This is a genomic window from Streptomyces sp. NPDC054956, assembly GCF_053609185.1.
Genome location: NZ_JBSGXB010000238.1, coordinates 1 through 12,114 on the forward strand (window position 1 = coordinate 1; position 12,114 = coordinate 12,114).

At 73.2% G+C, this 12,114-nt stretch carries 11 protein-coding genes; 4 read left to right on the top strand and 7 right to left on the bottom strand.

All coding sequences use genetic code 11. The features are described 5' to 3' along the window. Positions 1-1,209, top strand: a 1,209-nt coding sequence (locus tag ACWGDE_RS28615; protein WP_453391917.1) for an alpha/beta hydrolase, incomplete at its 5' end; no start/stop codon positions are given. A gap of 11 nt (positions 1,210-1,220) precedes the next feature. On the opposite strand, the gene ACWGDE_RS28620 is transcribed toward ACWGDE_RS28615, so the two are convergent. Both ACWGDE_RS28620 and ACWGDE_RS28625 read right to left on the bottom strand, forming a co-directional pair. Continuing rightward, complete coding sequence (locus tag ACWGDE_RS28620) at positions 1,221-1,541, bottom strand: hypothetical protein (RefSeq protein WP_453391918.1); 321 nt, start codon at positions 1,539-1,541, stop codon at positions 1,221-1,223. Continuing rightward, the gene (locus ACWGDE_RS28625) at positions 1,538-4,051 is read right to left on the bottom strand and encodes a tetratricopeptide repeat protein (protein WP_453391919.1); all 2,514 of its coding nucleotides are present in this window, start codon (positions 4,049-4,051) and stop codon (positions 1,538-1,540) included. Before ACWGDE_RS28625 ends, ACWGDE_RS28620 begins: the two co-directional genes overlap by 4 nt. 180 nt (positions 4,052-4,231) lie before the next feature. On the opposite strand from ACWGDE_RS28625, the gene ACWGDE_RS28630 reads away from it, so the two are divergent. The 3 genes from ACWGDE_RS28630 (at position 4,232) to ACWGDE_RS28640 (ending at position 5,778) form a co-directional block, all read left to right on the top strand. Beyond that, the gene (locus ACWGDE_RS28630) at positions 4,232-4,687 is read left to right on the top strand and encodes a carboxymuconolactone decarboxylase family protein (protein WP_453391926.1); all 456 of its coding nucleotides are present in this window, start codon (positions 4,232-4,234) and stop codon (positions 4,685-4,687) included. Between the two features lie 71 nt (positions 4,688-4,758). Beyond that, positions 4,759-5,238: an iron chaperone gene (locus ACWGDE_RS28635; protein ID WP_453391920.1), complete on the top strand. Its 480-nt coding sequence runs from the start codon at positions 4,759-4,761 to the stop codon at positions 5,236-5,238. Positions 5,239-5,379: 141 nt separating this feature from the next. After that, complete coding sequence (locus tag ACWGDE_RS28640) at positions 5,380-5,778, top strand: STAS domain-containing protein (protein ID WP_453391927.1); 399 nt, start codon at positions 5,380-5,382, stop codon at positions 5,776-5,778. A gap of 6 nt (positions 5,779-5,784) precedes the next feature. On the opposite strand, the gene ACWGDE_RS28645 is transcribed toward ACWGDE_RS28640, so the two are convergent. The 5 genes from ACWGDE_RS28645 to ACWGDE_RS28665 form a co-directional block, all read right to left on the bottom strand. Further along, on the bottom strand, positions 5,785-6,798 hold the full coding sequence (locus ACWGDE_RS28645; RefSeq protein WP_453391921.1) for a TIGR03842 family LLM class F420-dependent oxidoreductase: 1,014 nt from the start codon (positions 6,796-6,798) through the stop codon (positions 5,785-5,787). 35 nt (positions 6,799-6,833) lie between these two features. Further along, the gene (gene hydA, locus ACWGDE_RS28650; RefSeq protein WP_453391922.1) at positions 6,834-8,234 is read right to left on the bottom strand and encodes a dihydropyrimidinase; all 1,401 of its coding nucleotides are present in this window, start codon (positions 8,232-8,234) and stop codon (positions 6,834-6,836) included. A gap of 17 nt (positions 8,235-8,251) precedes the next feature. Then, entirely contained in the window at positions 8,252-9,547 is a 1,296-nt protein-coding gene (locus ACWGDE_RS28655; RefSeq protein ID WP_453391923.1) for an aspartate aminotransferase family protein, read from the bottom strand. After that, positions 9,544-10,386: a nitrilase-related carbon-nitrogen hydrolase gene (locus ACWGDE_RS28660; RefSeq protein ID WP_453391924.1), complete on the bottom strand. Its 843-nt coding sequence runs from the start codon at positions 10,384-10,386 to the stop codon at positions 9,544-9,546. Before ACWGDE_RS28660 ends, ACWGDE_RS28655 begins: the two co-directional genes overlap by 4 nt. Before the next feature lie 173 nt (positions 10,387-10,559). Beyond that, positions 10,560-12,114: hypothetical protein (locus tag ACWGDE_RS28665; protein ID WP_453391925.1), on the bottom strand; the 1,555-nt coding region annotated here is incomplete at its 5' end.

Below are 12,114 nucleotides of genomic sequence, written 5' to 3' on the forward strand. Positions count from 1 at the left end.
CTTCCCTCCCCCCTCACCCCCTTCTGGGAGCTCTTCGTGCCCCGACCCTCCCGCCCATCCCGGCCCTCCCGCCCCTCCCCGCTGCGCCGGGCGGCGGCCCTGCTCGCCACCGTCGCCGCCCTCGTGATCGCCGCGCCCGCCGCACCCGTGGGCGCCGCGTCCGTGCTGCCCTCGCTGCCCGCGCGCAATGCCGCCGGGCTGACCCTGCGGAGCTGGTCCGTGGCCCCGGGGCAGAGCGAGCGCATGGGCGACGCCTCCGTGACCACCCCCGCGATCTTCGCGGCGCACGGCGGGACCCCGTCGATCGATCCGGTCCAGGTGCCGGTGCGGGTACGGATCCTGCTGCCGCAGGACTACCAGCGCGACCCGGCGCACCCCTACCCCGTGCTGTACCTGCTGCACGGCGGCACGGGCGACGTGGAGCAGTGGTCCAAGACCGACGAGGGCAACGTCACCGCGAACCTCGAGGGCTCGGCCTTCAAGGGCATCGTCGTGATGCCGGAGGGCGGCAAGGCCGGCTGGTTCAGCGACTGGCCCGGCCACACGGACGGGTTCTTCGCCCCGCAGTGGGAGACCTTCCACATCGGCCAGCTGGTCCCGTGGATCGACGCGAACTTCAACACCGTGAAGTCGGCCTCCGGGCGGGCGATCGTGGGCGTCTCGATGGGCGGCTACGGGGCCCTGCGCTACGCCGGCCGCCACCCGGAGCTGTTCTCCGCCGTCGGGGCCTTCTCGGCCGGTACGGACATCTACGACCCGGGTGCGCAGAGCATCATCACCAACTCCACCTGGACGGTGGGGGCTTCGATCCTGTGGACCGGCCTGTTCGACGGGAAGTTCCGGGTGACCGGCGACACGGCGTACCGGATGGCCACGGTCTTCGGGCCGCCGAGCACCTGGCCCGGGCAGAACCCGGTCAACCTGGCGCTCGACGGCAAGTACGCCTCGTACGGCGGGAAGATGGCCCTGTACGCGGGCGGGGCGGGCGGTACCGGCGAGAAGGAGATCGGCGCCATGACGGCGGCCCTCCACCAGGACCTGAAGGACCGCGCGGTCACCCACCGCTACTGCCAGGGCGCGGGCGACCACGCGTGGCCCTACTGGGGCCCGGAGCTCAAGGACTTCGTGGCCTACGCCTACGGCACCGCTCCGGGCACCCCGGCCGCCCCGGCCCCCTGCCCCAACGGCTGGGGCGCCGAGACGCCGTAGTCCCGTACGGGCTAGGCGGTGGCGAGGTGCTCGGGCGCACCGTCCTGGCCGAACTGCGCGCCCTGCTCCCCGTACGTGCCGAACCACAGGAACGTCGGGCCCTGGTCCCCGTTGGTGCCGAACTGCAGGTACTGCGGGCCCTGAGCCTGCGGGGCCAGGTGCTCGGACTGGCCGTCGATGACGAACTGCCGTATCGGGTCCAGGTGTTCGAAGTTGCCGTCCTGGGCCTGCGGCGCCACGGCCGAGTGGTTGTCCGCGAAGGCCGGTGCCGCTCCCAGCGCCCCCAGGGCGAAGGCGGCGGTGGCGGCTATGGCGGCGGTTCTGAGGTTCATGACGGTCCCCCGGGTCCGGCCGGTCCTCGGTCGGGCCGGCTCGGGGGCCAGGCTGCCAGGACCGGGCGGAGTCCTGCAACAGCCGCCGCGCGGTGCTCGGCGGCCGCGACCCCGTCCGTCCCGTCGAGCACGACCGCGATCCCCTCGTGGGCCAGCGCCTCCTCGTGCCGGTACCCCAGCCTCGGGGCCAGCTCCAGAGCCTGCCGGTGCAGCCGCAGGGCCTCCTCGGGCAGGCCGGCGAGCCGGCAGGTCTCGGCGTAGCCGTTGAGGAAGCGGATCTTCCAGTGCTCCTCGAACAGCTCGTCCAGCAGCGCGAACGCCTCCCGGTGGCTGGCCAGCGCCTCCTCGTAGCGACCCATCCGGCGCAGGGCGACGCCCAGGCAGTTGAGGGACCACGCCTCGTTGTTCATGTGCCCGTCCTCGCGGGCCAGCGCCAGCGCCCGGTGCAGGTGCCCGACCGCCTCTTCGGGCTCCTCGCCCGCGATGGCCACGCCGAGGGTGATCCGGGCCGTCAGCCTGGGCGGCCACGAGGGGTCCGGGTGCGCGATGTCCAGCACCTCGCGGGCCTTGCGCGCCGCCCGTTCCCGGTCCCCCAGCTGCAGCAGCGCCCAGGCCTCGGACGCCGCCGCGTGGGCCGCACCCTCCGGGAAACCGGAAGCCTCGTACAACTTCCCGGCCAGCCCGAAGAGTTCGAGCGGCTCCTCACCGCCACCCTCCTCCCACCTCAAGTAGCCGCGGCGCATGGCCAGCTCGGCTTCCGAGCGGGTGTCCCCCGCCTCGGCCACCCGCAGTCCGGCCGCCTCGTACGCGGCCCCGGCCTCCGCCATCCGGCCCGCGTTGTAGCGGGCGAATCCCAGATCGCTGTAGGCGTCGGCCAGTTGCAGCGGATCGCCGATGCGCCGGGCGGCGTCCAGGGACCGCTCGAAGAGGTGGTTGAGGTGCGTCGTACCGCAGCGCCGGGCGAAATAGGCCCGCAGGAAGCGCGGGAGTTCGCACACGTGCGCGTCGGCCCCGACGGCGACCGCCGTCTCGAAGGCGGCCACCATGTTCTCGTACTCGGCGACCAGCCAGGCGAGGGCCGCGTGCTTGTCGGCGAACCGCGGCAGCGCGGCCGGGGGCCGGCCCGCGGTGGGCGGCCGGGAGGGCGACAGGACGGGCATCGCGGCGTCCGCCGCGGCCGCCGCGTGGACGTAGAAGTCGAGGAAGCGGCCCAGCGCCCGCTCCCGCTCGGCGGGCGGGTCCTGTTCCGCGCAGGCCTGCCGCGCGTGCTGGTGCACCAGGTCGTGCAGCCGGTAGCGGCCCGCCTTCGGCTGCTGGACCAGGTGCGCGTCGACCAGGTCCTCCAGCATCTCCCGGGCGCCGCGCAGGGGCACGTCCGCCAGCGCCGCCGCCAGGTACTCGTCGAAGGATCCGCCGGGGAGCAGGCCCAGCATCCGGAACAGCCGGGCGTGCGCCCGGTCCAACTGCCGTACGGACATGGCGAACGCGGTGTCGAACTCGCTGGAGCCCTCCGCCAGCCGCTCCACGAGGATGCCCACGGTCCAGCCCGGCCGGTGCCGCAGCCGGGCCGCGGCCAGCCGCAGGGCGAGCGGGAGACGGCCGCACAGCCTGAGCACCTCGGCGGCGGACTCCGGTTCGCGGGCGAGGCGGCCTTCGGGGCCGCCGGCGTCGCCGCTGGCACGGGCCAGCAGCTCCGCGCTCTCCTGCGGACTCAGCACGTCCAGCGAGACCGGGGGCACCTCGTCCAGGCCCAGCAGCCGGTTGCGGCTCGTGATCAGGACGACGGAAGGACCCGCGCCGGGCAGCAGCGGACGGACCTGGTCGGCGTCGGCGGCGTTGTCGAGGACCACGACGGCCCGGCGTCCGGCCAGTTCCGACCGCCAGCAGGCGGCCAGCTGTTCGATGCCGCTCTGCGGTACCCGCTCGGGCGGGACGTCGAGGGCGCCGAGCAGCATCCGCAGCGCGGAGTCCGGGTCGAGCGGCTCCCGGCCCTCGGTGAATCCGTGCAGGTCCACGTAGAGCTGCGCGTCGGGGTAGTCGGCGGCGAGCCCGTGCGCGGCGTGCACCGCGAGGCAGGTCTTCCCGACGCCGGCCATCCCGTCCACGGCGACCACCTGGTGGCCGTCCAAGGCGGCCAGCACGGAAGTCAGTTGTTCCTCCCGGCCGGTGAAGTCCGGTACGTCGCGCGGCAGATCGTTGCGGGGCGGTCTCGGGACCACCTGCCGGCTGGCCTTCGGGGGCGCCGGCAGCGGGTTCGAGGACCGTTCCCACAGCGGGCGCAGCGGGCGGGGGTCGCGTTTGACGAGACGGCACAGGGCGATGACCGCGGGCCAGGGCGGCACGGTCTGGCCGCCGAGGTAGCGCGACAGGGAGGACGAGCTCAGCCCGGTGTCCCTCGCGAGCGCCCGTACGCCGAGCCCGGACAGTTCCTGGAGCAGTCGCAGCCGGGCCGCCAGTTCCTCCTGCGGGTCGGCTCCGGCCGACCCGTGCTCCGCGTGTTCCGCGTTCACCGTTCCCCCGCTTCCCCTGTCCCACCGTCGCGAAATTATCCCGAGCCGGTTCTCCGCTGGTCAATGGCGTTCCAGGTGTCCCACGGCGTCCCATCGCCGTCGCCGTGGCGGGCCGGGGAGGCTGTTATGGGGTCACGCCCCGAGGGAACGGGGCGCACACCGGAAGAGGAGCGGATCATGATGCAGTCCCGTATGAAGAACCCCGCGGTCGTCCTGTCCGACGCCATGCAGCCCATCCTGCAGATCATGAAGGTGGCCCAGTCCGGCGGGGTGGAGGCCCAGACGCTGGAGCTGGTGCACCTGCGGATCAGCCAGATCAACGGTTGCAGCGCCTGCGTCGACGGCGGTGTCAGGACGGCCCGCAAGTCCGGGATGAGCGACGAGCGGCTGGCCACGGTGGCCGCCTGGCGTGAGGCCCCGTACTTCACCGACGAGGAGCGGGCGGCGCTCACGCTGGCCGAGGCGGCGACGCGGCTGGCGGACCGGCCCGACGCGGTGAGCGACGAGGTCTGGGACACGGCCGCCACCTACTTCGACGAGAAGCAACTGGCCGCGCTCGTCCTGATGATCGGCGTCACCAACATGTTCAACCGCCTCAACGCCACGACGCGCCAGATCGCCGGCGCGTGGGGATGACCGGCCCGGCACTCCCCCGCTCTTAGCATGACGCTGGATCCACGACCCCAACTGCCTTGAGGAGACCCGAAATGACGAACACCCAGAAGCCCGCCAAGAAGACCGCCGCGGCCGGCAAGGCGTCCGAGCGGTTCACGGAGGAGGAGCGCGCGGCGATGAAGGACCACGCCCAGGAACTGAGGGCGTCCGCGCGCCGCGGCTCCCGCGCCGACAAGGCGGCGGCGGAGGAAGCCGACGTGGTGGCGAAGATCGCCGAAATGCAGGACTCCGACCGGATCATGGCGGAACGGATCCACGCGATCGTCAAGGAGAACGCGCCGGAGCTCGCGCCGAAGCTCTGGTACGGGATGCCCTCGTACGCCAGGGACGGCAAGGTGGTCTGCTTCTTCCAGAGCGCGGAGAAGTTCAAGGCGCGCTACGCGACGCTCGGCTTCAGCGACCAGGCCCACCTCGACGAGGGCTCCATGTGGGCGACCTCGTACGCCCTGACCCGGCTGACGGCCGCCGACGAGGCGCGGATCGCCGAGCTCGTGAAGTCGGCCTCGAACTGACCGGCCGCCCCGCTCCGCCGCAACTGTCTCCGGGAGCCGTCCGCGAGCCTCGCACCCGACAGCGGCCCGGCCGGTAAGGATGACGGCCATACGGGTGCCCCCTCGCCCCGTCGGTCCTGTGAGGAGAACGCATTGCTCAAAGTGGAAACCGAGTACCGCGGAAGCACGATCCTGATCAGCGCGGCCGGAGACCTCGACGAGACCGCGGCCCCCGCGCTCCAGCGGGCGATGGACCGTGCCGTGGGCGGAGCTCAGGCGCTCATGATCGACCTGCACCAGGTGCCGTCCATGAACGTGGCCGGACTGCTCCACCTCCTCGACCTGCACCGGCGCGGGGAATGCCTGGGCCTGCGGGTCCTCGTCGTCGGCTGGCAGACCCAGCCGCAACAGCTCCTCGCCGCACTCGCCGGCATCCCCGGCCCCGGTTCCGCGACCGACAGGCGCTACGCCCTGGCCGGCTTCCGCAACCTCCTCACGCAGCGCGCACAACGCGCCCAGGACCTCGCCACGACGGCGTCCGCCGAGGCCCTGCACCGCTAGGGCGTGTCAGCTGAACGAGGGGATGATGTCGGAGCCGTACGCGTCGATGGTCGCCTCCCGGGCGTCGTGCATGTCGTAGACCGCGAACTGGTCGACGCCCAGGTCCCGCAGGGCGCGCAGCTTCTCGATGTGGGCCTCGGCCGGGCCCAGCAGGCAGAAGCGGTCGACGATCTCGTCCGGGACGAAGTCGGTGGACGGGTTCCCGGCGCGGCCGTGGTGGCTGTAGTCGTAGCCCTGGCGGGACTTGATGTACTCGGTGAGCGCTTCCGGTACCAGCCCGGAGTGCTCGCCGTAGCGGGAGACCAGGTCGGCGACGTGGTTGCCGACCATCCCGCCGAACCAGCGGCACTGGTCGCGGGCGTGGGCCAGGGCCGCCGCCGAGTCGTCGGCCGTGACGTACGCCGGGGCCGCCACGCAGATGGTGATCGAGGCGGGGTCCCGGCCGGCCTCCACCGCGGCCTGCCGCACCGCCTTGATCATCCACTCGGTGAGGTAGAGGTCCGCGAGCTGCAGGATGAACCCGTCGGCCTTCTGTCCGGCGAGCGCGAGGGCCTTGGGCCCGTACGCGGCCATCCACACCGGGAGCTTGCCGTCCGTGATCCAGGGGATGCGGATCGGGTTGCCGTCGACCAGCGCCTCGCGGCCCTCCGCCAGGTCGCGGATGACCTCGATGGCCTCGCCGAGCCGGGCCAGGGTGTTGGGGGCCCGGCCGGCGACCCGCATCGCCGAGTCGCCGCGGCCGATCCCGCAGACGGTGCGGTTGCCGTACATGTCGTTGAGGGTGGCGAAGGTGGAGGCGGTCACCTCCCAGGTGCGGGTGCCCGGGTTGGTGACCATGGGGCCGACGTGCAGGCGCTGCGTGTTGGCCAGGATCTGGCTGTAGATGACGAACGGTTCCTGCCAGAGGACCGCCGAGTCGAAGGTCCAGCCGTAGCGGAACCCGTTGCGCTCACCGCGCTTCATGAGGCTGACGACCTGGGAGGCGGGCGGATCGGTCTGCAGGACGAGGCCGAAGTCCATGCATGGCTCCTTGCTGCTGCGTGCGGGCTTGCGGCTTACAGGTACTGGCAGGTGGAGCGGTGGATGAAGGCCCCGTGGCCGGCCCGGCCGGTGAACTCACGCCGGTCGATGACCAGTTCGCCCCGGGACAGGACCGTGTCGACGCGTCCGGTGATCCGCTTGCCCTCGTACGCCGAGTAGTCCACGTTCATGTGGTGCGTCTCGGCGGAGATGACCTGCTCGGCGTGCGGATCGTAGAGGACGATGTCGGCGTCGGAGCCCGGCGCGATGGTGCCCTTCTGGGGGTAGAGGCCGAACATCCGGGCCGGGGTCGCGCAGGCGATCTCGATCCAGCGGCGGCGGCTGATGTGCCCGTCCAGGACGGCCTGGTGGAGGAGGTCCATGCGGTTCTCCACCCCCGGCAGCCCGTTGGGGATCTTCGAGAAGTCCCCGCGGCCCAGCTCCTTCTGGCCGCGGAAGCAGAACGGGCAGTGGTCGGTGGAGACCACCTGGAGGTCGTTGGTCCGCAGCCCCCGCCACAGCGCCGCCTGGTGCTCGCGGGGCCGCAGCGGGGTGGAGCAGACGTACTTGGCGCCCTGGAAGTCGGGCTCCGCCAGGTTGTCGGTGGACAGGAACAGGTACTGCGGACAGGTCTCGCCGAAGACCGGCAGGCCCTTGTCGCGGGCCGCCGCCAGCTCCGCGACCGCCTCCTCCGCCGAGACGTGGACCACGTACAGCGGGGAACCCGCGACCCGCGCCAGCTGGATCGCCCGGTGGGTGGCCTCCGCTTCGAGGAGCACCTTGCGGACCTCCCCGTGGTGGCGGGGGTCCGTCTCCCCGCGCGCCAGGGCCTGTTCGACGAGCACGTCGATCGCGATGCCGTTCTCGGCGTGCATCATGATCAGCCCGCCGTTGCCCGAGGCCCGCTGCATGGCGCGCAGGATCTGCCCGTCGTCGCTGTAGAAGACCCCGGGATAGGCCATGAACAGCTTGAAGGAGGTGACCCCCTCCCCCACCAGGTGGTCCATCTCCTTCAGGGTCCGCTCGTTGACGTCCGAGAGGATCATGTGGAAGGCGTAGTCGACGGCGCACTGGCCGTCGGCCTTGGCGTACCAGGTGTCGAGCCCCTCGCGCAGCGAGTGGCCCGGGCTCTGCACGGCGAAGTCCACGATGGTGGTGGTGCCGCCCCAGGCGGCGGCCCGGGTCCCGGTCTCGAAGGTGTCGGAGGCCGCGGTGCCGCCGAAGGGCAGCTCCATGTGGGTGTGGGCGTCGACTCCGCCGGGGATGACGTACTTCCCGCTCGCGTCGATCGTCCGGTCGGCCGTCCACGCCGCGGCGGCCGCCGTGCCGTGCCCCGCGAGCGCGGCGACCCGGCCGTCCTCGATCAGCACGTCGGCGTGGAGCTCGTCGGCGGCGGTGATGACGAGGCCGCCGCGGATCAGGGTGCGGGTGCTCATGTACGTCTCCCCCGTGGTCAGTCGAGGCCGTGCAGGGCCTCGGCGAGGATGTCGGCGCCCTCTTCCGCCTCGGCGACGGTGAGGGAGAGCGGCGGCGCGATGCGCAGCACGCTCGTGTTGTGGCCGCCGCCCTTGCCGAGCAGCAGGCCGCTCGCGCGGGCGGCCTCCAGTACGGCGGCGGCCGCGTCCGGATCGGCCTGGTCGGTGCCGGGCTTCGTGAGCTCCAGCCCGGCCATCAGGCCCCGGCCGCGCACCTCCCGTACGGCGGGCACGCTCGCGGCGACGGCGCGCAGCCGTTCCAGCAGCAGCCCTCCGACGCGGCGGGCGTTGCCCTGGAGGTCGTGCTCCAGCAGGTACGCCAGGTTGGCGACGCCGGCCGCCATGGTGACCGGTGAACCGCCGAAGGTGGAGATGGAGTTGGAGTCGAGGCAGTTCATCACCTCGGCGCGGGCCACGACCCCGCCGATGGACATGCCGTTGCCGATGCCCTTGGCGAAGGTGAGGATGTCCGGCGGGCCGTTCTGGGCGTGGGCCTGCCAGCCCCAGAAGTTGTCGCCGGTGCGGCCCCAGCCGGTCTGCACCTCGTCGCTGATCCAGAGGATGCCGTGCCGGTCGAGGACCTCACGGAAGGCCCCGTAGAGCCCGTCGGGCGGGGAGGTGAACCCGCCGACGCCCTGGATCGGTTCGGCGATGAGGGCGGCGACGCCGCCCCTGGCCTGGCCGAGGACGTCCTCGAGGTCGGCGACGGCGGCTGCCGTGAAGCCGGCGTCGTCCAGGTGCGCGAAGGGCCCCCGGGTGCGGACCGCGCCGTGGACGTAGTACGTCTGGAGCGGCGAGAGGCTGGTCGGGGACCAGCCCCGGTTGCCGGTGATCGAGACGGTGGAGAAGGACCGGCCGTGGTAGCTGTTGCGCATCGCCAGGATCTGGTTGGAGCGGCGGTACGTCGTCGCGAGCAGCAGGGCGGTGTCGTTGGCCTCGGTGCCGGAGGTGGTGAAGAAGACCCGCGCGTCCGGGATTCCGGACAACGCGGCGACGCGCTCGGCCAGTTCGACCATCGGGCGGTTCAGGTAGAGGGTGGAGGAGTGGATGATCCGCCCGGCCTGCTCGGAGATGGCCTTGGTGACCTCGGGCAGGGCGTGGGCGGTCATCGTGGTGAGGATGCCGCCGAAGAAGTCGAGGTAGCGGTTGCCGTCCGCGTCCCAGACGTGGCGGCCCTCGCCGTGCGTGAGCTCGATGGGGTGCTTGTAGTAGAGCGCGAGCCAGTCGGGCAGGACGGTGCGGTGCCGGCTGTACAGGGGGGTCGGGTTGGTCACGGCTGGACGAGTCCTCCGTAGGCGTCGGGGCGGCGGTCGCGGTAGAAGGCCCACTGGTCGCGGACCTCCTTGATCAGGTCGAAGTCCAGGTCGCGGACGAGGAGTTCCTCCTCCTTGTCACTGGCGACCTCCCCGACGAACTGGCCGCGCGGGTCGACGAAGTAGCTGGTGCCGTAGAAGTCGTTGTCGCCGTACTCCTCCTGCCCGACGCGGTTGATGGCGGCGACGAAGTACTCGTTGGCGACGGCCGAGGCGGGCTGCTCCAGCTGCCACAGGTACGCGGACAGGCCCCGGGAGGTCGCGGACGGGTTGTACACCAACTGGGCGCCCGCGAGGCCCAGTTCGCGCCAGCCCTCCGGGAAGTGCCGGTCGTAGCAGATGTAGACGCCGATCCGGCCGACGGCGGTGTCGAAGACGGGCCAGCCGAGGTTGCCGGGGCGGAAGTAGTACTTCTCCCAGAATCCCTTGACCTGGGGGATGTGGTGCTTGCGGTACTTGCCGAGGTAGCTGCCGTCCGCGTCGATGACGGCGGCGGTGTTGTAGTAGAAGCCCTCGGACTCCAGCTCGAAGACCGGTACGACGATCACCATGCCGGTCTCGCGGGCGAGTGCCCGCATGCGCTGGACGGTGGGGCCGTCGGGGACGGCCTCGGCCCAGCGGTAGTGCTCGGGCTCCTGGACCTGGCAGAAGTAGGGGGCGTTGAAGACTTCCTGGAAGCCGATGATCTTCGCGCCCTGGGCGGCGGCCCGGCGGGCGTGCTCCTCGTGTTTGGCGATCATCGACTCGGTGTCTCCGGTCCAGGTGGCCTGGACGAGTGCGGCGCGGACGACTTGGGCCATGAGCTGCTCCTCGCGACGGGTACGCCGGCTTCTACGCACGTAGAGGGTGTACGACGGCTGCGCGTAGGGAGTTGAAGGTAGGCCTCGGCCAGGCGCGGGGCAAGACCGCGTTGCGCGGTTGGAGTAGTCGATCGGCAAAAGCAGGGGTTACGTCGCCACGTGGTCGATTCCGGTCACGAGACGGGCAGATTCGCGACTCGAAGGGCGTGCAGCAGGTCCCGGTGGTGCGTCCCCGAGAGGGCTTCGGCCGCGCGCAGCAGCCGGGGCGCGAACCACCTCGGATCCCGGCGTGCCAGGCGGGCCGACTCCTCGGCGGTGCGGACCCGGACGAAGGCTTCGAGCAGGGCGTCGGCCTCGCGGGTGCGGCCGGCGCTGCCGAGCGCGAGGGCGGCCTCGGCGAGCTCCGCGGCGGGCCGGGCCGCGCCCTGGCGCAGCATGGCGTCGCAGTCGGCCGGGCCCAGGGCGGCGGCGGCCGCCGCGAACCGGGCCGGCGGCAGCGAGGCCGCCTCCCAGAGCAGGGTGGCCCAGTCGGCGGCCAGCCCTGCCCGCCCCAGCTCCTCCCCCAGCCCGGGCAGCCAGTGCGCGGGCCAGGTGGCGGCCTCGCAGAGCAGCGCGTGCGCCTCCCCGCTCCGGCCTTGCGCCCGCAGCCCGACGAGCGCCCCCACGAGCCCCCGCACGGGATCCCCCCGCCCGTCCCGCACGGCCCCGGCCCCGGCCCCGACATGGGCCCCGGCGTAGTCCTCGGCCCCGGCCGTGCCCGGCTCGGCGTCCCATGCGCCTGCGCCCCGGCCGTCCTCGCCCGACGGCATCGGCTCGGGCGGGGCGGAGGTCCGGCGGGTGGGGCTGCCGAAGCGGGCGCCGCGCAGCGGGGTGTCCGCCGACGGGTGCCCCGGGGGCATGGTGAAGGGCTGGGCCTCGGGCAGCGGCGCGCCCGCGAACCGGGCTCCGCCCGTCCGCCGCGCACCGCGCAGCCACCGCCCCTCGGCCCGCCCGACGGGCTCCGGCGCCGCGACCTGCAACTCCTCGTCCGCACCGGCCTTGTCGGCCTGCCCCACACCCCGCGGTCCGGCCTCGGCCCCGGCAAGTGCCCCGCCCTGCGGGCCCACCGCCGTCGGGGCCTGCGCGTCCGTCCGCAGCTCCGCCCGCGGACCGGCCGGTGCGTCCACCGGCGTCCCGGGCTGCCGGTCCCCATGCGGACCGGCATGCGCCCCGCCCCAGGCGTCCGCGTGCATCCCGCCCTGCGCGTCCGTCCGCATCCAGGCCTGCGGGCCCGTCCGCATCCCATCCTGCGGGCCCGCATGCGTCCCGGACTGCGTGCCCGCGGGCGCACCGTCCCGGACCATGCCGTGCGACGCCAACCGCGTCACCGGCTGCGGGGCTCCCGGCGAACCGTGCCGCGCCGCGGTCCACGTACCCGCCCCGCCGCGCCCCGGGCCCTGCGTCGCGGACCCCGACCCGGCGGTGCGCTGCGCAGGCACCCCCTCCAAGCGCCCGGCTTCCTCCCGCGCCGGGTACCCGGGTCGCGCCCCCGGCCCGGCACCGACGGAGCCCGGCCAGGCACCGGCGGAGCCGGCTCGGTCGGCCGGCTCGGCCCGGTCACTCGGGACGGCCCAGCCGTCCCGGTCGGCCCGGTCGGCCCGGTCGGCCCAGCCATCCCGGTCGGCCCGGTCGGTGAAGTCTCCCCGGCCGGTCAGATCGTACCAGCCGCCCCCGCCGGCCCGGTCCGCC

Excerpts from the sequence above, each read along its gene's own strand:
- ACWGDE_RS28635 (WP_453391920.1), top strand. The coding sequence starts at position 4,759 with ATGACGAACACCCAGAAGCCCGCCAAGAAGACCGCCGCGGCCGGCAAG.
- ACWGDE_RS28630 (WP_453391926.1), top strand. The coding sequence starts at position 4,232 with ATGCAGTCCCGTATGAAGAACCCCGCGGTCGTCCTGTCCGACGCCATG.
- ACWGDE_RS28620 (WP_453391918.1), bottom strand. The coding sequence starts at position 1,541 with ATGAACCTCAGAACCGCCGCCATAGCCGCCACCGCCGCCTTCGCCCTG.
- ACWGDE_RS28645 (WP_453391921.1), bottom strand. The coding sequence starts at position 6,798 with ATGGACTTCGGCCTCGTCCTGCAGACCGATCCGCCCGCCTCCCAGGTC.
- ACWGDE_RS28660 (WP_453391924.1), bottom strand. The coding sequence starts at position 10,386 with ATGGCCCAAGTCGTCCGCGCCGCACTCGTCCAGGCCACCTGGACCGGA.
- hydA (WP_453391922.1), bottom strand. The coding sequence starts at position 8,234 with ATGAGCACCCGCACCCTGATCCGCGGCGGCCTCGTCATCACCGCCGCC.